General features: G+C 54.4%; 20 protein-coding genes. 4 read left to right on the top strand and 16 right to left on the bottom strand.

The genetic code is table 11. The annotated features are described in order from the left end of the window. Positions 1-32 precede the first annotated feature (32 nt). Together prs and dauA are read left to right on the top strand one after the other, a co-directional pair. Positions 33-980, top strand: coding sequence for a ribose-phosphate diphosphokinase (prs, locus tag AC2FAK_RS03400; RefSeq protein ID WP_003856663.1), 948 nt, complete (start codon positions 33-35; stop codon positions 978-980). A gap of 124 nt (positions 981-1,104) precedes the next feature. Then, the gene (gene dauA, locus AC2FAK_RS03405; protein WP_047352464.1) at positions 1,105-2,784 is read left to right on the top strand and encodes a C4-dicarboxylic acid transporter DauA; all 1,680 of its coding nucleotides are present in this window, start codon (positions 1,105-1,107) and stop codon (positions 2,782-2,784) included. Here the strand turns inward: dauA and AC2FAK_RS03410 are convergent. Both AC2FAK_RS03410 and ychH read right to left on the bottom strand, forming a co-directional pair. Beyond that, positions 2,770-3,828 carry a MerR family transcriptional regulator gene (locus tag AC2FAK_RS03410; RefSeq protein ID WP_320736864.1) on the bottom strand — a complete coding sequence of 353 codons (1,059 nt, stop codon included), beginning with the start codon at positions 3,826-3,828 and terminating at the stop codon, positions 2,770-2,772. The two genes, dauA and AC2FAK_RS03410, sit on opposite strands and share 15 nt — an antisense overlap. Before the next feature lie 124 nt (positions 3,829-3,952). Continuing rightward, positions 3,953-4,228 (bottom strand): stress-induced protein YchH, encoded by a 276-nt coding sequence (gene ychH / locus AC2FAK_RS03415; protein WP_013096227.1) that lies wholly within the window; start codon positions 4,226-4,228, stop codon positions 3,953-3,955. Positions 4,229-4,501: 273 nt separating this feature from the next. On the opposite strand from ychH, the gene pth reads away from it, so the two are divergent. Continuing rightward, entirely contained in the window at positions 4,502-5,086 is a 585-nt protein-coding gene (gene pth / locus AC2FAK_RS03420; RefSeq protein ID WP_013096226.1) for an aminoacyl-tRNA hydrolase, read from the top strand. 126 nt (positions 5,087-5,212) lie between these two features. Further along, positions 5,213-6,304, top strand: coding sequence for a redox-regulated ATPase YchF (gene ychF, locus AC2FAK_RS03425; protein ID WP_013096225.1), 1,092 nt, complete (start codon positions 5,213-5,215; stop codon positions 6,302-6,304). A 135-nt stretch (positions 6,305-6,439) separates the two neighbouring features. Here ychF and tri1 read toward each other — a convergent pair whose 3' ends face one another. The 14 genes from tri1 to AC2FAK_RS03495 form a co-directional block, all read right to left on the bottom strand. After that, complete coding sequence (gene tri1 / locus AC2FAK_RS03430) at positions 6,440-7,543, bottom strand: ADP-ribosylarginine hydrolase Tri1 (RefSeq protein ID WP_375714103.1); 1,104 nt, start codon at positions 7,541-7,543, stop codon at positions 6,440-6,442. Positions 7,544-7,580: 37 nt separating this feature from the next. Next, complete coding sequence (locus AC2FAK_RS03435; RefSeq protein ID WP_095454525.1) at positions 7,581-7,961, bottom strand: immunity protein Tsi6 family protein; 381 nt, start codon at positions 7,959-7,961, stop codon at positions 7,581-7,583. After that, the gene (locus tag AC2FAK_RS03440) at positions 7,954-9,216 is read right to left on the bottom strand and encodes a polymorphic toxin type 46 domain-containing protein (protein WP_095454526.1); all 1,263 of its coding nucleotides are present in this window, start codon (positions 9,214-9,216) and stop codon (positions 7,954-7,956) included. The genes AC2FAK_RS03435 and AC2FAK_RS03440 overlap by 8 nt, the downstream gene beginning before the upstream one ends. Before the next feature lie 2 nt (positions 9,217-9,218). Further along, positions 9,219-10,013: a DcrB-related protein gene (locus AC2FAK_RS03445; protein ID WP_095454527.1), complete on the bottom strand. Its 795-nt coding sequence runs from the start codon at positions 10,011-10,013 to the stop codon at positions 9,219-9,221. A gap of 11 nt (positions 10,014-10,024) precedes the next feature. Continuing rightward, entirely contained in the window at positions 10,025-11,953 is a 1,929-nt protein-coding gene (locus tag AC2FAK_RS03450) for a type VI secretion system Vgr family protein (protein WP_095454528.1), read from the bottom strand. Positions 11,954-12,018: 65 nt separating this feature from the next. Beyond that, positions 12,019-12,486: a hypothetical protein gene (locus AC2FAK_RS03455; protein ID WP_045903138.1), complete on the bottom strand. Its 468-nt coding sequence runs from the start codon at positions 12,484-12,486 to the stop codon at positions 12,019-12,021. A 51-nt stretch (positions 12,487-12,537) separates the two neighbouring features. Beyond that, a complete protein-coding gene (locus AC2FAK_RS03460) occupies positions 12,538-13,002 on the bottom strand; it encodes a hypothetical protein (protein WP_095454529.1) in 465 nt (154 codons plus the stop codon). Continuing rightward, positions 12,986-13,789, bottom strand: a complete 804-nt coding sequence (locus AC2FAK_RS03465) for a DUF8093 domain-containing protein (protein ID WP_095454530.1) — start codon at positions 13,787-13,789, stop codon at positions 12,986-12,988. The genes AC2FAK_RS03460 and AC2FAK_RS03465 overlap by 17 nt, the downstream gene beginning before the upstream one ends. 20 nt (positions 13,790-13,809) lie before the next feature. Beyond that, positions 13,810-15,243 carry a serine/threonine protein kinase gene (locus tag AC2FAK_RS03470; RefSeq protein WP_095454531.1) on the bottom strand — a complete coding sequence of 478 codons (1,434 nt, stop codon included), beginning with the start codon at positions 15,241-15,243 and terminating at the stop codon, positions 13,810-13,812. A 24-nt stretch (positions 15,244-15,267) separates the two neighbouring features. Continuing rightward, the gene (gene tssH / locus AC2FAK_RS03475; protein WP_095454532.1) at positions 15,268-17,883 is read right to left on the bottom strand and encodes a type VI secretion system ATPase TssH; all 2,616 of its coding nucleotides are present in this window, start codon (positions 17,881-17,883) and stop codon (positions 15,268-15,270) included. A gap of 38 nt (positions 17,884-17,921) precedes the next feature. After that, on the bottom strand, positions 17,922-18,965 hold the full coding sequence (gene tssG / locus AC2FAK_RS03480; protein WP_095454533.1) for a type VI secretion system baseplate subunit TssG: 1,044 nt from the start codon (positions 18,963-18,965) through the stop codon (positions 17,922-17,924). Continuing rightward, positions 18,962-20,833 (bottom strand): type VI secretion system baseplate subunit TssF, encoded by a 1,872-nt coding sequence (gene tssF / locus AC2FAK_RS03485; protein ID WP_038420938.1) that lies wholly within the window; start codon positions 20,831-20,833, stop codon positions 18,962-18,964. The genes tssG and tssF overlap by 4 nt, the downstream gene beginning before the upstream one ends. Before the next feature lie 2 nt (positions 20,834-20,835). Beyond that, positions 20,836-21,399 (bottom strand): type VI secretion system baseplate subunit TssE, encoded by a 564-nt coding sequence (gene tssE, locus AC2FAK_RS03490; RefSeq protein WP_013096188.1) that lies wholly within the window; start codon positions 21,397-21,399, stop codon positions 20,836-20,838. Then, complete coding sequence (locus AC2FAK_RS03495; protein ID WP_095454534.1) at positions 21,392-22,204, bottom strand: type VI secretion system accessory protein TagJ; 813 nt, start codon at positions 22,202-22,204, stop codon at positions 21,392-21,394. The genes tssE and AC2FAK_RS03495 overlap by 8 nt, the downstream gene beginning before the upstream one ends. Positions 22,205-22,212 lie beyond the last annotated feature (8 nt).

Below are 22,212 nucleotides of genomic sequence, written 5' to 3' on the forward strand. Positions count from 1 at the left end.
CCACCACTGGACGCATGCCTGAGGTTCTTCTCGTGCCTGATATGAAGCTTTTTGCTGGTAACGCCACCCCGGAACTAGCACAACGTATTGCCAACCGCCTGTACACTTCCCTCGGCGACGCCGCTGTAGGTCGCTTTAGCGACGGCGAAGTCAGCGTACAAATTAACGAAAATGTACGCGGTGGTGATATTTTCATCATCCAGTCCACCTGTGCTCCAACGAATGACAACCTGATGGAATTGGTTGTTATGGTCGATGCCCTGCGTCGCGCTTCTGCAGGCCGTATCACTGCTGTAATCCCTTACTTTGGCTATGCCCGCCAGGACCGTCGCGTCCGTTCCGCGCGTGTGCCAATCACCGCTAAAGTTGTCGCGGACTTCCTCTCCAGCGTTGGCGTTGACCGCGTACTGACCGTTGACCTGCACGCAGAGCAGATTCAGGGCTTCTTCGACGTCCCGGTTGATAACGTATTCGGCAGCCCAATCCTGCTGGAAGATATGCTGCAGCTGAACCTGGACAACCCAATTGTGGTGTCTCCGGACATCGGCGGCGTGGTACGTGCCCGAGCTATCGCTAAGCTGCTGAACGATACCGACATGGCAATCATCGACAAACGCCGTCCGCGCGCTAACGTTTCTCAGGTGATGCACATCATCGGTGACGTTGCTGGCCGTGACTGCGTGCTGGTTGACGACATGATCGATACCGGCGGTACGCTGTGTAAAGCCGCTGAAGCGTTGAAAGAGCGTGGTGCCAAGCGCGTGTTCGCGTACGCGACTCACCCGATCTTCTCCGGTAATGCGGTAAACAACCTCCGTAACTCCGTCATTGACGAAGTTGTGGTATGCGATACCATCCCACTGAGTGACGAGATCAAGGCACTGCCAAACGTACGTACCCTGACCCTGTCCGGGATGCTGGCCGAAGCGATTCGTCGTATCAGCAACGAAGAATCCATCTCTGCAATGTTCGAACACTAATCGAACACGGCCGAAAAACCCGCTGCGGCGGGTTTTTTTGTCTCTGGGTTTTATTTGTATGATTAATGCCTCCTTCACCTGCCATTGATATGACAGATGATGCGCATACGGATGATAGATAATTGTGAAAAACATCACTTCCTCACATGTTCTGCCCTTTCGCGCCCTCATCGACGCATGCTGGAAAGAGAAATACACCTCGTCACGCTTTATCCGTGACCTGATTGCCGGGATCACCGTTGGTATTATCGCCATTCCGCTGGCCATGGCGCTGGCGATTGGCAGCGGCGTGGCTCCACAGTATGGCCTGTATACCTCGGCCGTCGCCGGGATCGTGATTGCCCTCACGGGCGGTTCGCGTTTCAGCGTGTCCGGTCCTACCGCTGCTTTTGTGGTGATCCTCTATCCGGTATCACAGCAGTTTGGTCTGGCAGGCCTACTGGTTGCCACGCTCATGTCTGGCCTCTTTTTGATTCTCTTTGGCCTGGCCCGCTTTGGCCGGCTGATTGAATATATTCCCCTTTCCGTAACGCTGGGATTCACCTCCGGGATCGGCATCACCATCGGAACGATGCAAATTAAAGATTTCCTGGGGCTGCAGATGCCTCACGTTCCTGAGCACTATCTGCAGAAAGTGGGGGCATTGTTTATGGCACTGCCCACGGCCAACATGGGCGATGCCGCCATCGGGATCGTTACGCTGGGTACGCTCATCGTCTGGCCGCGCTTAGGCATTCGTCTGCCTGGCCACCTGCCTGCGTTGCTGCTGGGCTGTGCGGTAATGGCCATCGTCAACATGTTAGGTGGTCATGTCGCCACCATCGGCTCGCAGTTCCACTATGTTCTGGCGGACGGTTCTCAGGGCAGCGGTATTCCTCAACTGTTACCACAGCTGGTTCTTCCCTGGGATATGCCCGGCTCCAGCTTTACCTTAAGCTGGGATTCGCTGCGTGCACTGCTGCCCGCCGCCTTTTCAATGGCGATGCTGGGGGCGATTGAATCTCTGCTCTGCGCCGTAGTGCTCGATGGCATGACCGGTACCAAGCACAAAGCCAACAGCGAACTGGTCGGCCAGGGCTTAGGTAACCTCATCGCTCCGTTCTTCGGCGGTATTACAGCCACCGCGGCTATCGCCCGTTCTGCGGCCAACGTGCGCGCGGGTGCAACCTCACCGGTTTCAGCGGTTATCCACTCTCTGCTGGTGATCCTCGCGTTGCTGATCCTCGCGCCGCTGCTCTCCTGGCTGCCGCTCTCCGCCATGGCTGCCCTGCTGCTGATGGTGGCCTGGAACATGAGCGAAGCGCATAAGGTGGTGAACCTGCTGCGTCGCGCACCGAAAGACGACATCATCGTCATGCTGATCTGTATGTCGCTGACCGTGCTGTTCGATATGGTGATCGCCATCAGCGTCGGCATCGTGCTGGCCTCCCTGCTGTTTATGCGCCGGATCGCGCAGATGACGCGCCTTTCCCCGGTAAACGTGGAGGTGCCTGATGATGTGCTGGTGTTGCGGGTAATCGGTCCGCTGTTCTTCGCTGCGGCGGAAGGCCTGTTCAGCGATCTGGAATCCCGCATTGCGGGCAAACGGATTGTGGTGCTGAAATGGGATGCCGTACCGGTGCTGGACGCCGGTGGGCTGGACGCCTTCCAGCGCTTTGTAAAACGTCTTCCGGAAGGCTGTGAGCTGCGGGTGAGTAATCTGGAATTTCAGCCGCTGCGCACTATGGCGCGCGCTGGCGTGCAGCCGATCCCTGGCCGCCTTGCCTTCTATCCCAACCGCGACGCCGCGTTAGCGGATCTGTGATTCATCTGATGCGGAGAAACGTCTCTGCATCATTATCCCTATCGCCTGCTGGAGCCATTCAAGCACAGCAGGCGTCATCCACGTCCCTTTCATCAGATGCGGCTCCTGCTGCATAGCAGCGCGAAACTTTTGCTGCGTCTCAGGGTTTGTTCCTGCGTATGACTGGAACAACGCCAGCCAGGTTTCAGCCAGCTTTTGCGCCTCGTCAGAGGCGGGGTCGAGATTTTCCCGCTGCGCCTGGTGCAGCTTCGCCACTAGCGGCGGCCACTCCATCATGCGGTCAAAGTAGTGTTTCCGGGTAAAAGCCATCTCATCGGCAGAGAGATACTTTTCCCAGATGGTCAGCTTCGATTCGGCAAACGCCCGCGTGATGTAGTCGGTCATCTCTGCGGGGATGCCCGTTTGCTCACGCATTTGCGGTTCGACGCTGTGCATCTCGTTCAGCCGGGTGAGAAACTCCGGCTTGCCGGCAGTGTCCTGCTCCAGGCGCTCCATCCAGCGCGTCGCGAGATCCATCGCCCGCGGGTCAGAAACGGGTATGTGCTGTTCCAGCAGCGTGTTGGCCTCGGTAACCAGCCCTGACCAGACAGCCGCCAGCGCATCTTTCTGCACCGCAAACGGCAGTTGCTGTAACTCTTCTTTGCTAAACCAACGATCGTACATATTCATTAACTCCAGAGTCTGTAGCCAGGATTCCAGATCGGGCGTTTCATCGCCGGTAAGCCCGGTGCGCAAGTCCACCAGCCTGTCACGCAGCGTGTTAATGCTGCGCAGCTGTTTATCCAGCAAACAGATTTGCGCATCGAGGAGTTCCGTTAACGAAAGCGACTCCTGCTCCAGAAAATCCCTGATTTCAGCAAGCTCCAGCCCCGCTTTTGCCAGTGCCTGAATCATATGCAAGCGCTGTACATCCGCCAGATTATAAAGCCGGTAGCCTGCCGCGCTTCTGGCAGAAGGTAGCAATAACCCTGTTTGCTCATAGTGATGCAATGTGCGCACGGTGATCCCAGCGCGTTTTGCCAGTTCACCCACCTGAATCAACATAACTGCTCCTTTTATTTTGCCAGTGACGCCACTCTGGTGCCTTACGTTACGTGAGGGTCAACCCCTCAGGCAAAAAAAAACGACTCCATCTGGAGTCGTTTCAGTGTTCTTTATTCTATGCGCACTAGCTGTGCTTATGCTGGTCGCGGCGGCAGCGTTTGTCGTAATGGCGCACCCACCAGTATTTATCACACACTTCCTCATGACCGCTCACACGCGCCCCGGCGAGCCACAGTACCGCCCCCAGGAAGATGCTCAATACCGCACCATGCGCGAAGTATTGTGGGAGATCAAGCTGCGGCAATTGGTTTAAAATTGAATAACCCACACCGGCTACCATCACGAACAGCCCCAACCCCATCAGCACGTTACCGAGTAACGAAGCGTTTTTGCGTTTCATATGTCACCTCCGGAACTTTGGGTTGTAGGGAATAAGTCCCTATTCCTTGTGTGTAAAGTATAGACAACGCCCCTTTTATGAGTTGCGTCAATGATCACAATTACAGATTACTCCCAAACAAAAATTTACAAATAACGCATTGAACAGCTTGAAATTCTAATTGTTCAAATAAGTAATTATTCGTATTTCGCTGTTAAGGTCGCAGAATTTTGTCAAGCGGCGCGCCAGACAGTAAACTACGCGCCAGATCTGGAACCCATTAGGAATTGAATCGTGACGATTAAACTGATTGTCGGCCTCGCCAACCCAGGCGCAGAGTACGCTGCAACCCGCCACAATGCCGGGGCCTGGTACGTTGATCTGCTGGCCGAACGGTTACGTGCTCCCCTGCGTGAAGAACCAAAATTCTACGGGTATACCTCACGTATCAATCTCGCCGGTGCGGATGTGCGCCTGCTGGTGCCTACCACCTTTATGAACCTGAGCGGCAAGGCCGTGGCGGCAATGGCAACGTTTTATCGCATCAATCCGGATGAGATTCTGGTTGCTCACGATGAGCTGGACCTGCCGCCAGGCGTGGCAAAGTTTAAACTGGGCGGCGGCCATGGCGGACACAACGGTCTGAAAGATATCATCAGTAAGCTGGGTAATAACCCGAATTTTCACCGTTTGCGCGTAGGAATCGGCCATCCGGGCGATAAAAACAAAGTTGTTGGTTTTGTGCTGGGTAAGCCCCCGGTTTCTGAGCAGAAACTGATTGATGAGGCGGTAGACGAAGCGGCGCGCTGCACTGAAATCTGGCTCAAAGATGGGTTAACCAAAGCGACAAACCGCTTACATGCTTTCAAAGCGCAATAATCTGCCCGATACGGCATTTTTACCGCGCGGTAGGCGGGTTACGTGTATAATAGGCGTAGTTATTTACTTTTCATCAGTCGCTTATCGTTAACGGATTGATTATCAAGATATTAAGGTGATTTAGAAATGGGATTCAAATGCGGTATCGTCGGTCTGCCAAACGTGGGCAAATCCACCCTGTTTAACGCGCTTACCAAAGCGGGTATCGAAGCGGCGAACTTCCCGTTCTGTACCATCGAACCTAACACCGGCGTTGTGCCAATGCCCGACCCGCGTCTGGACCAGCTCGCGGAAATCGTGAAGCCGCAGCGCATTCTGCCAACCACCATGGAGTTCGTGGACATCGCGGGCCTGGTGAAAGGTGCATCCAAAGGTGAAGGTCTGGGTAACCAGTTCCTGACCAACATCCGTGAAACCGAAGCGATCGGCCACGTGGTGCGTTGCTTCGAGAACGACAACATTATCCACGTAGCGGGCAAAGTAAACCCGGCGGAAGATATTGATGTCATCAACACCGAGCTGGCGCTGTCGGATCTGGATACCTGCGAACGTGCGATCCACCGTATCTCCAAGAAAGCCAAAGGTGGCGATAAAGACGCCAAAGCCGAATTAGCGGTGCTGGAAAAATGTCTGCCGCAGCTGGAAAACGCAGGCATGCTGCGCTCTCTGGACCTGAGCAAAGACGAGAAAGAGCTTATCCGCTACCTGAGCTTCCTGACGCTGAAACCAACCATGTACATTGCCAACGTGAACGAAGACGGTTTTGAAAATAACCCGTACCTCGATCAGGTTCGTGCTATCGCCGAGAAAGAAGGTTCTGTCGTTGTTCCGGTTTGCGCCGCTGTAGAAGCCGATATCGCCGAGCTGGATGACGAAGAGCGAGACGAGTTCATGGCCGAGCTGGGTCTGGAAGAGCCAGGTCTGAACCGCGTTATCCGTGCAGGTTATGCCCTGCTCAACCTGCAGACCTACTTCACCGCTGGGGTGAAAGAAGTGCGTGCGTGGACTATCCCTGTTGGCGCAACGGCTCCACAGGCTGCGGGCAAGATCCACACCGATTTCGAGAAAGGCTTCATCCGTGCGCAGACTATCGCGTTTGAAGACTTCATCACCTACAAGGGTGAGCAAGGCGCGAAAGAAGCCGGCAAGATGCGTGCTGAAGGGAAAGACTACATCGTTAAAGATGGCGATGTGATGAACTTCCTGTTTAACGTCTGAGTCGGTATGAATGAAAAAAATCCACGCTTTGGCGTGGATTTTTTTATTATTAGAAGTAATCGGCGGAATTATCTTTATATTATGGCTTTAGCGCCTAAATACACGGCACGGGAGAATAACCGTACTATGTTGTATTTATAAAAAAGTATCCTCGGGTGCCCTATCGAACAATTCACCTGCCATTTGGAAAATTCTATCGTGCTGGACCAGCTTGTTTTTCCACTCCAGCGGAATACCGGAATAACCATACAACGCACCTGCTATTTGTCCCGCCGTCGCCGCAACGCTGTCAGCGTCATCGGCAAGATTGGCAGCCAGCAGAATCGCATCCCGGAAATTATCAGTATTCCATACGGACCACATCGCGGCCTCAAGCGTATCGATTACATAACCACTTGAACGAATCTGATCGCGTTTTTTTTGCTTATACTCACCTGCGTTGATAATCATTACACGTGGTTGAAGCGGCATAACGTGCGGAGAAAAAACAAAATTTTTGTTGCTACCGTTAATCATATGCACAAGTAAATAACTTAAATACTGTGTGCTATTTATTGCTTCCGCGGCACCGTGTGTTGCGATACTTTGTTTTTTAGCTTCATAAAACGCTTTGCTTAATGATTTTCTAAAAAAAATAGAGACAGGTGCTTGTCTGATAATGGAAGCATTACCTGCAGTTTCTGGCGCAGTATTACCGCTCCACCCCGGACCAACAGTTAAATATTGCTCTAAAGCAAATCGAGTTGTATTACCTATATCAAAACAGATGCCATTTGAACTGTTATAACCATGCTGATACCATCCCAGAAGCTTATTCCTGAAGCATATAGTATCAGCATCACCTTTCTCAAGTAGAGTTTCCGCAAGACATAATGCCATGGATGTATCATCCGTCCATTCGCCTGCGCGGAGTCGAAATGGCCCACCACCTATCATATCCTTAACGTGTGCTCTGTCACGTGGTAGAAATTCAAGTGTGGTACCTACAGCATCTCCAACCGCAAGACCAATAAGCGCACCGACAGCACGATCCCGTGATGCCGCTAGTGAGATGTTACATGATGGGGTTAAGTCCCATTGTTGTTGTGCATCGCATTCAAAAGATGATTCTAATGGTTTATCATTATTATATACATACTGCATCTTCCGCTGGACTGAAGGGCTGTTAATAGGTAAGTACTTACGATATTTATCAACATATTTTAACAACACATTCAAATTAGCATGTAAATCAATCACCATTCACCCATAATAAAAATATATTTAATATCCACTCCTAAAACTCATCAGGATACTTCATCTTGAGATATTCTTGCTTTGTTCTGTAACTGGCATTAACCTCATGCGGCAGCCTAACTTTTAACCCTCGGCGGATTTGATCCACAATAAACCAAGCATCCGACAATCTTTCAAAAAACAACTCATCAGAATTGTCAAACTCCTTCACTGCATACATACCGAACGTCATTTCCCATAATTTCGCTTTATCCTTTTCCTTGCCTTCGATTAAATCTCGTAGAAATAATAATTGTTGTACTATAGAGTCGTACATTTGCAAAAGAGGTGCATGGGGATTGAGACTCTTAACCTCAGCATATCTCTTTTTTGCTAAAGTTAATGCTTTTTCAACATAATTTAGAGCTGTCATGTCATTCATTATAGGGAGTCCAAATATCACGCTTAGTGGTAAACCATTGTATCCCACCGCCTTCTGTCTGGAAAGGTTTGTCTGGTACAGACCACGTGTCCAAGGCTGGTGCGGCACTACTTCGTAGCATTTCTACTTTTTGTTGCGCCTGATAAGCTTTTACTTCTTTAGGAACAATTAATCCCGTATCCCTAACCTCTCCATTTGGATTAATTCCAAGTTTTGTGGGAGGGGTCGATTCGTCAAGTGAATACCAGTTTCCTTGCCAATTCCCAGGGGATTGATTCTGATAAGCTATTTTCCCTTTATTAATTGTTTCAATTGTCACTCTCTGCTCAAGATCTATACCGGTGAGATAAGATGATATTTTTCCTTCTTCAACACCCTGAGAACGCATAAAATCACCAACAATTTTTTGATTTGCACGGATATTAATATCTCTATTGAGATCGCCCGTGCGTCCAAATTTTTTATTAAGTTCAGCTCTTCGGGCCGAAACAATTGGCTTAACAGGTTTGAGAACAGGCTTACCAGCACGCCACGCATCAAATCGTGCCCCGCCCTTCATGCCAGCCCCGCCGCCGATAACGGAGCCGATTAGCATCCCCCATTTCTGACCGTCGCTACCTTCGCCAAAAAGCATCCCACCCGCGTAGCTACCAATAGTTCCACCGCCCATTGCACCGAGAGTGCTCAGAAGTGCGATTGCCGGACTGGCCAGCACCGCCACCGCTCCGGCACCAACGGCGAGCATCGTCCAGTTTACCCATTCAGGAATTTCAGGACTTATTTCATCGGTCTGGACCTTGCCTCCACCAATGATAACATTACGCGAACCCTGGCTAATCTCAGCGCTGCATGTCAGCTTATCGCCAGTGCGAGAAGCAGGAAAGTTGTTGATGTAAACCTTTATCGAACCTTCTGCAACCCGTTGCAGGCTGCCGCTGTGTTCGTCACACTCTCCGGCCGATAGATGAGCGCGGATAGCCTTTCGGCTGTTGATAAAAACATTGGGCGAACCTTCTTTCAACGTACCCGTAGTGTGACGCGGTGCCCATGACATACTTCCCAGGACCTCACCCAAACCACCGGCAGCACACGCCCCTGCGGCGACAGCAGAAACGGCTACCAGAGCGGTCCCACCGGTAACAACAACGGCAGCTGCTCCCAGAATTGCCCCACCTACAAGCCCAGCGATCATCCATCCTTTTGAGGCTGTATGAGCAATCTCGTCATCTACACGTGCGGCCAGACATTCGGACATGACTATTCGGCTCTCTGCGCCATCAGATACTTGCGGATCTGATCTGTTGAGTTGAGGTCGTCAGAACCTGAGACCTGGCGGCAAACAGAAAGCTGTGAAATTAAGTGGTGGGATTTTTCTGCAGAAAGAGTCCACAGCGCGTAACGAAGAGGCTGACTGCCCGGGACAGGCGCAATACTTAAAGGAGCCCCCTGCTTGTCAAAAAGTAAATAGTGTCCCTCTTTCGCCCGCTGAAGCGAAAGATGCCCGTAAAGCTCCTGAATGTTTTTAAACACGCTGAGTATCTTACTCTCGCTATCAAGTGCAAAAAATGGCCCCTCTGTGTTGGCCTCAAGCATGTCTCTGGTTTCGGTCGGAGCTGGCTTATGGAACTTGATACTGCGGATAATTGCTTGATATTGATTGTGATAATAATCGCTAAACTCACCAGGACAGGTACCGATGTAACACACCATTTTTCGCCCAGCGGGATGCTCGTCCATTAAAATAATGGTCTGCTTCTGAAAAACGGTCGTACCATCATTTTTAAAATGATAAAAAAGCTCCGCAGCCGCGTGATTATCAACAGTGGTCATATGCGAGGACGTCAGGTTAAAATCTGGTACGGTAATTTCTAACTCACGCACCAGACGAGTTGCCACATCATGCACACTCTCATCTTTTTTTACACTGGCACGAGAAACAACGAAGGTAAACTCACTGGCACCATTTTCGCTCAGGGTAAATAAATTCATGGTTCTGTCTTTATATACATCTGGTAACGCCAGGGTAGCTTCCTGGAGAATATATTCAGCCATTTGAGTTACTCTTATTTATTGGCATTAATAACAAAAAAACCATCCACTTCCTGCTGGATTGCCGTCTGGTGGGATGCCCCTGGCGCATCGATGGCATTGCTGCCATCAGCAGGGTTAAGATGCAGTTCCCCGGAAAGCGTGTTTATTTGCGCACTCTGTTTTGCGGTAAAGTTAAAGTTATTGCCAATGATATTCACGCTCCCGTCTTTTGATAATTCGATAGCGCTTTCACCACACTCCAGCCTCAACGTATTGCCCGCTGAAATAATAAAGTTATTAACAACTTTATCGCTGCGGCTGTTGCCCGTCAGGCAGACCACATCCCCTTTAACCCCTGCCTTCTGATTTTTTGCCACCCGTAAGGTTTCATCCTCTCCCACATATTGGGTTCGATTTTTTTCCGTGGCATGCGATTCATCATTTTTGACGTTGATATCGAGATTGCGCTCGGCCTGGATCCACACCTGTTCCGCACCCGCCTTGTCCTCAAACCGCAGGGCGTTGGCATTATCCACGGAGCCATCTTTCGTGCGGCTCATAAAGCCCATCTGCGTCGCCGCTGCCGGCAGCGCCCACGGTGGCATGCTGGCATCGTTGTACACGCGCCCGGTGATAATCGGACGGTCCGGATCACCGTTGATAAAGTCCACCACCACCTCATCGCCCACGCGCGGGATCTGCACCCCGCCGTAACCCTGGCCCGCCCAGGCGCTCGACACACGCACCCAGCAGGAGCTGGTGTCGTCCCCTTTTGCCAGACGGTCCCAGTGGAATTTCACCTTCACGCGGCCGTATTTGTCCGTCCAGATGCTCTCTCCCTGGGGCCCGACAACCTTCGCCGTCTGCGGGCCGTAGGTACGCGGCCACGCCGTGGACTGCGCCGGACGGAACGACACCGACGCCGGGATAACCGTGAAATCGATACGGTGGATGGTCTCCCCTTCGCCGCTGGCATAGCGGTTCTCTTCCAGATGATACCCGGCCGCCGTCACCAGATAGTCACCGTTATCGCTGAAGAACGGTGCGTTGGTCAGGGTGAAGGTGTGGCCCGGCGCAATACCCGCTGCCGTGGCCGTGGCCTGAATCTGCTGATGCTCCACCTGCCAGCGCTCCTGGCGAATGCGGGCGTAGAACTCTGCATGCCCGGTCTCCACAAAGCGCCCAGGCCAGTCGTACACGTCGATGCTGCCCGGTTTCGGCGACGCCGGGTTCTGCTGCGCCTGGAACAACCACGCGTTCGGCTTTCGGAAGTCGTAGTCGTCGAGGCTGTAAATGCCCGGCGTGACGCTGTCCTCCAGCGCCCACTGGCTGATGCCCTCTTCGTCCGTGCTGCCGCCGGACGGCGTCTGGTGATAGGGGATGACCTCGTAGCCGCTGAATGGCTGATGCTGCGTCGCGGCATCGGTGAGCACCAGGGTGTGTTTGTCGGCCTCGTGGCTGAAGTAATACGCTATCCCCTCCAGCTCCATCAGGCGGCTGATGAAGTCCAGGCTCGACTCCTGATACTGGACACAGTAGTCCCACACCCGGTAGCTGCCGGTGAGCTTATCTTCCACGTTGACCTGATGCTCGCCCAGCAGGGTTTTCACAATCTGCGGCACCGTCTGCCCCTGGAAGATACGCAGGTTACGGTCGCGCTTCATCGGCCACAGGTCCGGCTCCACCGTCAGCTGATACACCGCATAGCGTGTACCCGTCAGCTCAACGGCGCTCACCGCCACGCGCGTGACTTTGCCGTTGATGTAGCGCGGGGTAAGCAGGTTCTGGGTCGGGATGGTCACCGTGACCGGCTGGCCCAGCAGTTTGCTGCGGTCGATACGCGCATCCGTGCCGAGCAGGGTCAGCGTCAGGGCGAACGACTCGGACATCGCCTCGCGGCCGGAGAGTTTCCAGAAAAGCAGCCCCTCGACGGGGAGCTGGGCGGTAATTCGGTTGAGCATAATCGTTATTCCATATGGCTTATGCGACACAAATGATTACGTCAGTAGATCTGACATGCTGAATACTATTCTGATTCAGCCGACTTATTTATGGCGGGTTGACTTTTTATGAGATAAATAAGTGAACCTATCTTTACTATTTCAGACAGGACAAGAAGAGAGATATTTACTTTTAATCCGCCCCATCCTAATCCACCTGCAATCATAGGGAAAAAAGGTACTGAGCTTCGTAAAGTGATAATGCGCAAAACCTCAAGCGACAATGAAAACTTAACAGCATAATGCTTTTTCTTGAAAAAAAACCACGCAGAAAAAAGCAACACCAGCGGTATCAACACATAAACAAGGTAATACGTCCCCTGCAACGTATCATCTACCCCTCCGAACCATGTCATGTACACTAGCAAAGCCAGATTCACTAATGCTGAAACCCAATCTCCACCCAGAAAACCCCAGGAATCAATGGCGTAATACACAGCCCCAATGACATCCATGACACCCCAAAAGTAGAATATTTTTTCTCTCGCAGTCATACTGGGCACCAACGTAATTTAAATTTCGCAAAGAAAATTTATTTTCAGCAATCAACGCGAGTCATTTAAACTACGTTCTGTTTTCCTGTTGCTCATCAAATAGAGCATAGAATATAATTTCAGACACTCAGATAAAACAAACAACCCTAAATTCAGCCAAGTGCTTGATATTCCAGACACGGTTACTAACAGAGGAAATAGCGTTACTGAACATCTGAAAGAAATAAACCGCAAAACCTCTTGGATAATCGCAAACTTAATCGCATATGTTTTTCTTTTAAAGAAGAACCAGGCAGAAGCAAATAGCGAAAGTAAGAGAGCTAAATCCAAAATAAAAAAAAGAAATACCAGAACGCTATAACCACCGCTTGCAACATCGCTGGAAAGGCCACTAAACGCCACGATATCAGAAATAAATGGAATTCTACCCTGCCGAATTGTATTCACAAAATAAAGCATGACTGCCAGGACATCCATACATCCCCAGAAATACCATAATTTATTTTTTAAATTCATAATCTTCTTCTCTGACTCCCGGTATCCATTGCCATGATTTACCACTTACAGCCCAGGCATCATCCCCTTCCTGATACTTTTGATAAATCGATCGTGCTTCACCATATCGCCTGATTACAGACTTTTCCGATATTAAGGCACGAGAAACACTATCTAAATCATCAGGTAAAGGCGTCCAATGTTGAATTTTATCACGTGACGTATTCATATAATCTTTGCCGTCAGATCCAAAAACTCGCCCCTCATCCCCCATACTTGTCAGTCGGTTTATCGCCATAATCAGAACATTTTTTGTGCCATGATAATCATTGTCTACCGTCTTCCAATATCCAGGCCCATATTGAGCCGTGGCGGGAACAAACGTATCTCTCGTTGGAGAAGGTTTTCCGAACAGAGCCACATTATGGCGATAGCGCTCGATGATGTAATTTACAAAAGCCGAGTTGTACATCGTCGGATCAACACAAAATAAATCACCCGATTCAGCGATGAAAAAAGGGTAAGTGGATTTTGTACGTTGGCGTTGAGCAATTAAAACCACTTCCCCTGAGTCAATTAATCGCTCAATCTTATTCAGGTTCTGAGCATATAGCGGATCGAATACCGCATTAGGGTTAAATTCGAAGCGATGTCGTATACTCAGGCCGTCTATGCTGTGAAATGGATTAGATACTCCACGAACCACGACAAATTCACGACCTACATCGCTCCGTGCATACACAGGAGAGACAATCTTTTCGAATTCCTTTGGATGAAGTCTTTGGCTTCTAAGATCGTACACTTCCATAAGATCTCCTGTTTATATTCCTACGGATTCACCAGCCAGGTGCCAGGCTTCACGATATCCAGCGTCTGGCTACGGGTTCTGCCGTTGCCCTGCAGTTCAATGCTCACCTCACCCGCTGGCAGCTTGAGCGATGCATAGCCGTTGTTCGCCGGACGCAGCGCTTTCGGCTCGCCGTTCACTTTCAACGTCTCGCCGTCAAGGATGCGAATGTAGACCAGAGCAATCGGGCTGGCTTCAACCGGTGGCGGCGTCGGTTGCGCTGTCGCAGGCGTTGCCGCTTGTTCGCTCACCTTCGCGGTCTCCGGTTTGACATCTGGCGCGTTCGATGCGGTTTCCGTCGTGCGGGATGCTTCCGGCGCTTGCGTAGCCTGCTCTGGCGCATCGTGGCCGCCGCTGAACAGCATCGCGCCAGCGACCACCCCGACCAGCACACCCGCGGCAACCATCCCGGGGATCTTGTAACGACGCCAGTCAAACGCCGAAGCCGGTGCCTCTTCTTCCACCGGCACCAGCATGGTGCCCGGTTTTTTAGCAGTCAACACGTCATCGATACCGGCGACCGGCATCTCGATTAACGCCGCGAACTCATCAATAGACTGCGGACGGTCTTCCATGTGCAACGCCAGGGCACGGTCGATAGCCTGCAACAGCGACAGGGAGTACCCCTGCGGCTGGATTTCCGCCAGCGGTTTGCAGGTATCCTGAATGGAACGCACCACGCTGACCGGCGGCGGTGAGCCCACGATCAGGGTGCGCAGCACCGCGCCGAGCGCGTAGATATCCGTCCACGGTCCCTGCTCGCTTTCGTTGTCGTCGGTGTACTGCTCGATAGGCGCAAAGCCCGGACGCAGCATGGTCTCGGTTTCGTCAGAGAGGTTACCGATGGTGCGACGCGCGGAGCCGAAGTCCAGCAGCACCGGCAGGCCGTTATCCTGGATCTGAATGTTATCCAGCGAAATATCGCGGTGCAGATAGCCCTCATCATGGATGGTCTTGATTGCGCCAAACAGCATCGGCAGCGTACGACGGATCCATGCCTCGTTAATCAGCTCCGGCTTCTCTTCGCGCAGGCGAGAAAGCGTGGTGCCGCTGTAAAACAGCGTCCCCATGTAGGCCGTATCGTTTTGCACCCAGAAGCGCAACACGTGCAGCAGGTTCGGGTGGTTGAAGCGCGCCAGCAGGCGGGCTTCCTGAATGAAGCTGTTCAGCCCCGCCGAAAACGCTTTGCCAAAGCGTTCGCTGCGCAGTACCAGCGTCATGTCGTCGCCGCGCACGGCGAGCGAGGAAGGCATAAATTCTTTGATAGCGATAGTGCGTTCGAGCTGGTGATCCCAGGCGCGATAGACGATGCCGAATCCGCCGCCGCCAATCACCTCTTTAATTTCAAACTCGTTGAAGCGATACCCGACCGGGAGCGCGTTTGGGACAGTCCGATTGTTATCATTATCCGTCATCTTTTACAGTTCTCTTGATGATTATTACGCGGCAAACTGACAGTGAAACTCGCCCTGCTCGCAGGTGACATGCAGACGTCGGTACTGCTCGTCGCTGCGGCTGGCGGTAAGTAATATCTGACTCATCTGAGGCAGCAAGGTGTTGGTCAGGATCGCATCCACCATACGTCCACCTGATTCCACCTCGGTACAGCGCTGAACAATCTGTTCTACAACGCTGTCATCAAACTCGGAAATAATATTGTGATTCTCTTCCAGCCGACGCTGAATGCGTTTGAGCTGCAGGCGAACAATCTGCCCCAGCATCGCGTCGCTCAGCGGATAGTACGGCACCACCAGCAGACGGCCCAGCAGCGCCGGTGGGAACACCTCCAGCAGCGGCTGGCGCAGCGCCCCGCTTAACGCCTCCGGCTCCGGCATCAGTTCCGGATCGGCACACATGGCGCTGATAAGCTCGGTCCCGACGTTAGACGTCAGAATAATAATCGTATTACGGAAATCAATGTGACGACCTTCGCCATCCTCCATCCAGCCTTTGTCGAAGACCTGGAAGAAGATCTCATGTACGTCCGGGTGCGCTTTTTCGATTTCGTCCAGCAGCACCACGCTGTAAGGACGGCGACGGACGGCCTCGGTTAACACCCCGCCTTCACCATACCCGACGTATCCCGGGGGTGCACCTTTTAAGGTGGAAACGGTGTGCGCTTCCTGGAATTCACTCATGTTGATGGTGATGACGTTCTGCTCCCCACCGTACAGCGACTCCGCCAGCGCCAGCGCGGTTTCGGTTTTCCCCACGCCGGACGGGCCACAGAGCATAAACACGCCAACCGGCTTGTTCGGATCGTCGAGTTTTGCCCGGGAGGTTTTCACCCGGCGGGCAATCAGATCCAGACCGTGACGCTGGCCAATCACCCGCTGGTTCAGCGTGTCGGCGAGGTTCAGTACCGCATCAATCTCGTTTTTCACCATCCGGCCCAGCGGGATGCCGGTCCAGTCAGAGACTACGGCCGCCACCACGTTTTCATCCACAGCGGCAAACAGCAACGGTTCATCACCCTGTAAGGCGTTCAGCGCCTGCTGCTGCTCTGCCAGTTGGCTGCGCAGCTCAGCGGTATCCTCATCACCCGCCGCAAACAGTGCGGCACGCAGGCGAATGATCTCCTGCACCAGGCTACGCTCCTCTTCCCAGCGCCGGGCCAGGGCCTCACGTTTGGCTTCATACGCGTCACGCTCTGCGGTTAATGCCGTGACGCGCTCAGATTCCCCTGCACCGACGCGCGCTTCGCGCTCCGCTATCTCAATTTCTACGTCCAGCGCCGCAAGATGGCGCAGGCAATCTTCCAGCTGCGCCGGAGGTGCACTCTGGCTCACCGCCACGCGGGCGCAGGCCGTATCCAGCAGCGCAACGGCTTTATCCGGCAGCTGACGGGCCGGAATGTAGCGATGCGAAAGCTTCACGGCTGCGCTAACCGCTTCGTCGAGCAGTAAGACCTTGTGGTGGGTCTCCAGCGGCGACACGGTGCTGCGCAGCATCAGAACCGCTTTGGCCTCATCGGGTTCATGCACCTGCACCGTCTGGAAGCGACGGGTCAGCGCCGGATCTTTCTCGATGTATTTTTTGTATTCCGCCCAGGTAGTGGCGCCAATGGTACGCAGTTGTCCACGCGCCAGCGCTGGCTTCAGCAGGTTGGCGGCATCACCGGTGCCCTGCTGACCGCCCGCACCGATCAGGGTATGGATTTCATCGATAAACAGAATGACTGGCGTGGCGCTGGACTGTACTTCATTGATTAATGCCTGCAGACGGGCTTCGAACTCGCCTTTCATCCCGGCACCGGCCTGCAGCATGCCGATATCCAGCAGCCACAGCTGAATGTTTTGCAGCGGCTCCGGCACATCGCCGTCGGCGATGCGCAATGCCAGCCCTTCCACCACCGCCGTTTTTCCGACGCCGGCTTCCCCGGTCAGCAGCGGGTTGTTCTGGCGGCGACGCATCAGGATATCGACCATCTGGCGGATCTCTTCATCGCGCCCAACCACCGGGTCAATTTTGCCTTCACGGGCACGGGCGGTCAGGTCCTGACCATACTGGGCCAGCGTTCCCTGCGCAGCAGGCACCGAACCGGCTGGCGCATCCACTGCGGCAGCGGCCTGCTGCGTCTCTTTGCTGTTGGCGCAGAGGGTATCGAACTGCTCAATCAGCACCTCGACGTTAAGACGGGTAAACTGCGCCGAGATGCTCTTCAGCACGTTCGCCAGATTCCAGGTTTTCAGAATGCCGATCAGCAGATGGCCGCCGCGGATACGGCTGACGCCAAACTTCAGCGATCCATAGACCCAGGCGCGCTCGACGGCGCTGTCGATATGTTCGGAGAGATCGGAAACGGAACTGGCTCCGCGCGGCAGGGCATCGAGCGCCGCCACGATATCGCGCGTCAGCTGCTGTTCGTCAAGGGCAAAATGACGGATCACCTGTTGCAGATCGCCATCCTGCTGCTGCATCAACTGATGCAGCCAGTGCACCAGCTCGACGTAGGGGTTGCCGCGCAGCTTGCAGAACGCGGTGGCGCTTTCCAGAGAGGTAAATAACAGCGTATCCAGTTTGCCGAAAAGCACGGCACGGCTAATTTCTGACATGTTAGTTTCCATTAACAATGATTCGGTATACGGAAGGATTACCGCTCTGCGCGATACACCAGATCGCCACGCGGGACAGGCTGTGGCTGAAGGCCCAGCCAGGTGTTGTACCCCAATCGCCCGGTGCTGCCGAGCGTGGCGCCCTGCACGGCGTCAGCGCGCAGGATCACCCGTGTTTCCCATTCAAATTCCACCCCTGCGTACTGGCGTACCCAGTCCCGCAGTTCGGTTACCCATGCTTCTCCGGGCAAAAACCGGTTGTACGCTTCCGCGCTGAGTGGGCCAATCTCGATGCGAAATTTATGCTGCACGTCGCGGACCGCCACGCCCAGAAACGCAGATTCGCCCATCCGCGGCACGCGGCGTCCTGCTCCCAGCTGCGCCTGCTCGCGCGGTGAAAGCGGCATCCACTGCGGTACGTTGGCGATCAGTTTGACCGGGGCTTTAAAATAGTTACGCAGGATTTTTTCCAGACCCTCAGGATCCCGTCCGTGGCGGGTCAGGTGTCCGGCGTGGGTAAAGCGGGCATGGGCGCTCAGGCTGCCTTTGTCCATCTGGCCGGGCTGCCCCATACCAATCAACGACGCCAGATATCCCTCAAAACGTTTATTGTCGGCGCGGTCGAGGGAGACGGCAGGCTGCGCATCGGCCCAGGCGCGATAAAACAGCAGCGTCAGACGATGATGGAACAGATCGGCAAACGCGCTCAGGCTGGTGTCCTGATGATGATGGATCCGCTCGCGGGCGTACTCGGTCATGTGAACCGGCAGCGGCCCGTTAGGACCAAACAGGCCGAAGCTCAGAATGGAGACCTCGTGCAGCCCGTTGCCTTCGCGCTGGCGTACCTGCGCCACCGTCGACGGTGCAAAACTCATCGACGGCTGCTGGCCCAGGCGTAGCGGCTCAAATTTTGGCAGCGGCGCACGCCCCAGCGGGTAGCGTTCCCCGCCCTGAGCATCAATGCGCCTTAACAGCTGGAACAGATCGTAGCGCCATGGCGTCTCGCGAACCCCGCGCCAGAAACTGTCCGGCAGCGGCGTCAGACGATGGACCTTCAGTGGCGCAGTGACAACGTCGCTCATACCAGTGCCCTTTTGCCCATACGCGGCGCCCAGTAGCCGATCTCGCCGCGCTGCTGACTTTTCAGGGTGAATTCCGTGAAGCTGTTGATCGACACCAGACGGGCAAACAGCCGCTCCAGCACGCTACCGAAAAGCCAGGGACTGGCACCGGAAAACGCACGTTCATCCACCGTCAGGGTAATGCCGATGCCACGGGCGAAGACGACCGGTCCCGGCTCGGGCACGCGGCGGTGAACCGGCTCCAGCACGCAGTGACGAACCCCTTCTACCTGACGCGCAACCGGCGTCTCCGCGAGATTAGCGTACAGCCCTAACAGCTGACGCAGCGCGGCGGCGCCCTCTTCGTTTTCACTGTCCATCAGGCTGAGGTAGTTCATCTGTAGCTGGCTGATCAACCGCCAGGTGCTGAACCCTTCTGCCAGCGCCGGACGCGGCGGCGTCGGCCCCTTACGCAAGGTCAGCGACTTCACCGGCATGGAGTCAGCCATAATGAACTGTCCCAGCTCCTGCTGCAGCATCAGCGGCAGATCCCGGCTGGTGCACAGCACCTCGGCGGAGATATAGCGCAGGTTCTCCTGCCAGGGTGCATGCTGCTCATCCACCAGCGAGACAAAGACCTCCGAGCCAATGTAGCCGGTGCGGGTGCCGTAACGCAGGGCGTGCTCAGAGAGCACGCGTTGTTCCCGGCGCAGGGAAAAGTAGGCCCCGTAGTTGCCCGCATCCCCGCTCCAGGTGCTCCAGAACGGACGAAACGTCTGGTCGTCGCGCTGACCATCCGCGCTGCCGTATATCTTGTTCACCGCGTAAATTTCGTAATCCAGCGGGCGGATGTTATCCACCACCAGATGGTATTCATGCTGGCCTTCGCTCAGCTTCTGACGCGCCGCTACCTTCGGGAACAGGTTGATCACTGGCGTGCAGTGCAGGGCCAGATGGCTGGCATCGACAACGCGCTCCAGCTGTTCATCGGTTTTATCCAGCAGAATGAAGATATCGAAGGCTTTTTCGTTTTCGCAGCGCTGGATCAGTTTGCTCAGCCCGCTCAGGCTGATGAAGCGGAAACGGGCCGGAAAAGCAAAGTACTCCTGCAGCAGACGGTAGCCGTCAAAGTTGCGCAGATCGTCCGGGAGTAGCGACTGATCCGCGTCAAACCCTTCCTGACGCAGGGCATCAGACGCCAGCACATCACGCTGCGGATGTTTGCTGACGGTCTGGCAGACCACCCCGACATGGTGCTCCATTACCAGCTCCAGCAGCTTTAACGCCTCGATATCCGGGCCGCTAAGGAAAAACTCCAGCCGGTCAAAATCAAGGTGGCCGAGGTTTTGCGGACCGTCGCAGGCAATGCGGATCCGTAAGGCGCTGCTGATCCCCTGCTGGCCCAGACCAAGCTGTGTCAGGGGCAGGTCGGCAGGCACACCGCCCAGCTCAACCTTGTCGATTTTCAGCGGCAGCAGGTTCACCTCATGCGCCGTGGTGTAGCTGCAGGTCACGCCGGTTTTCTTCAGCGCCAGGCTGTCCATCATTGTGCCGCGTGGCACGATAAAACCGTTGCTCAAATCGCCACGGCTGCTGTCAGGCTGAATTTCAGCAATCGCCATGGAGGGGGTGGGCGCGAGATAGTTCGGCGCAATCATCTCCAGCAAACGCTGGGAGAAGCGCGGAAACTCCGCGTCCATTTTCATCTGCACGCGCGAGGTCAGAAAGGCAAAGCCCTCCATCAGTCGTTCGGTGTACGGATCCGCCACTTCGATGCCGCGCATGCCCAGCCGTCCGGCCACTTTGGGATAGCGCTCGGCAAATTCGGCGCCCATCTCACGCAGATAGGCCAGCTCACGGTTGTAATATTCGAGCAGTTTACTTTCCACGATCACCCCGCATCTTTCAGTTCAAAGTGGCCGTTTTCCAGATCGACATCGGTACGAAACAGAAACTCCAGCGGGTACGGCACACACCACAAACGCCCTTTTATCTCGATGGAGAGCACGTTGTGCAGATCCAGCGAGGAGGTGTCCGACACACAGCGGACCTGCAGCCCCTGGGGCAAAATGCGTGGTTCAAAGTTGACAATGGCCTCGGTGAGTTTGCGCTGAATGTCGTGCCATTCGATATCCGACATGCGCTTTCCGGCCAGCGGCGCAACGCCAAAATTCACTACCGAACGGCTTACGTGTGGCAGCATGCTCAAATCGCCGGAGGCGTCGTGATTGATGGTATTAAACAGCCACTGCAGATCCCGCAGCACGTTGCGACGCAGCGCGGCATGGGTGATCAGGTTGCTGTTGGCCGACTCGCGCTTTTTCTCCGGGTCGTTATCGGTGAGGCGATCGAGCAGCGAGGGCTGCATTTTATCGCGCGCCCCCACCTTCTCCTGCTTACTGCGGGCTTGCCAGCCGCTGCGCAGCAGATCGCCTTCGCCAGCAGGATTACTCATGGGCTCCATCCGTTGCAAAAGTAACGAGACTCAGCGGCAGCAGCGGGCTTTCGCTTTGCTCGCTGAGCCAGGCTTTCTGCCCCAACCCTTCATACAGAGTGCCGTCATCATCGAGCGGCAGCCACTCGGTGGTGCGTGCGAGTTTAACGGCGTCAGAGGCATCGGCGGCAAAAGGATAACGCGCCGGGATCTGACACACCTGTTCCGTCCCATCGGTCAAACGCACCAGCGCATGACGCCAGACCAGATCGGTGACGCTTGCGGGTGCCTGGAAACGGATCTCCGCGATAGCGCTAAACGGCAGCCAGAAGTAACGGCCGTTAACAAGGGTTTCGCACACCGGCCCCAGACGGGCATCGCCGTCCATCAGCCATTCAAAGGTCTGCGTCTCATCATTCTCAAGCGTCCATTGCCCCGCGCTCGCCTGCGCCTGTTCAAGGGCTTCCAGACGCAGCGCGTGAGCGCGTTCATCGCTCTCGCTCAGCGCGGCGGCAAGGGTGGTCAGCCATGGCCACTGGGCTTCCGGCATGGCCGGACGACGTTCTCCCGCCATCACCTGCGCGCGCTGCAGTTCTCCCTGAATGCACTGCTCCAGCAGGGTGACGGTGGGTTTCGCCTGCGGCTTAAGCGCCAGCCAGCTTTTCAGCTGGGTCAGCGCGCGTGTCCAGTTACCGCTGAGGGTGAGAAACTGCACAAACGCGGCACGGAGATCGGCATCCGCCGGACGGGCTTTAATCTCGTTTTCAAGACGCACCAGCGCGTCGCTGAGCGACTCGCCCGCCAGATGTTGATAGAGCGTATTCATAGCCATTC

It is taken from the genome of Enterobacter cloacae complex sp. 394F7 (assembly GCF_057320385.1).

What these genes read in the sequence shown, in the direction of transcription:
- AC2FAK_RS03410 (WP_320736864.1), bottom strand. Translation starts at nt 3,828, where the DNA reads ATGTTGATTCAGGTGGGTGAACTGGCAAAACGCGCTGGGATCACCGTG.
- ychH (WP_013096227.1), bottom strand. Translation starts at nt 4,228, where the DNA reads ATGAAACGCAAAAACGCTTCGTTACTCGGTAACGTGCTGATGGGGTTG.
- ychF (WP_013096225.1), top strand. Translation starts at nt 5,213, where the DNA reads ATGGGATTCAAATGCGGTATCGTCGGTCTGCCAAACGTGGGCAAATCC.
- AC2FAK_RS03435 (WP_095454525.1), bottom strand. Translation starts at nt 7,961, where the DNA reads ATGAATGACATGACAGCTCTAAATTATGTTGAAAAAGCATTAACTTTA.
- AC2FAK_RS03440 (WP_095454526.1), bottom strand. Translation starts at nt 9,216, where the DNA reads ATGTCCGAATGTCTGGCCGCACGTGTAGATGACGAGATTGCTCATACA.
- AC2FAK_RS03445 (WP_095454527.1), bottom strand. Translation starts at nt 10,013, where the DNA reads ATGGCTGAATATATTCTCCAGGAAGCTACCCTGGCGTTACCAGATGTA.
- AC2FAK_RS03450 (WP_095454528.1), bottom strand. Translation starts at nt 11,953, where the DNA reads ATGCTCAACCGAATTACCGCCCAGCTCCCCGTCGAGGGGCTGCTTTTC.
- AC2FAK_RS03455 (WP_045903138.1), bottom strand. Translation starts at nt 12,486, where the DNA reads ATGACTGCGAGAGAAAAAATATTCTACTTTTGGGGTGTCATGGATGTC.
- AC2FAK_RS03460 (WP_095454529.1), bottom strand. Translation starts at nt 13,002, where the DNA reads ATGAATTTAAAAAATAAATTATGGTATTTCTGGGGATGTATGGATGTC.
- AC2FAK_RS03465 (WP_095454530.1), bottom strand. Translation starts at nt 13,789, where the DNA reads ATGGAAGTGTACGATCTTAGAAGCCAAAGACTTCATCCAAAGGAATTC.
- AC2FAK_RS03470 (WP_095454531.1), bottom strand. Translation starts at nt 15,243, where the DNA reads ATGACGGATAATGATAACAATCGGACTGTCCCAAACGCGCTCCCGGTC.
- tssH (WP_095454532.1), bottom strand. Translation starts at nt 17,883, where the DNA reads ATGTCAGAAATTAGCCGTGCCGTGCTTTTCGGCAAACTGGATACGCTG.
- tssG (WP_095454533.1), bottom strand. Translation starts at nt 18,965, where the DNA reads ATGAGCGACGTTGTCACTGCGCCACTGAAGGTCCATCGTCTGACGCCG.
- tssE (WP_013096188.1), bottom strand. Translation starts at nt 21,399, where the DNA reads ATGAGTAATCCTGCTGGCGAAGGCGATCTGCTGCGCAGCGGCTGGCAA.
- AC2FAK_RS03495 (WP_095454534.1), bottom strand. Translation starts at nt 22,204, where the DNA reads ATGAATACGCTCTATCAACATCTGGCGGGCGAGTCGCTCAGCGACGCG.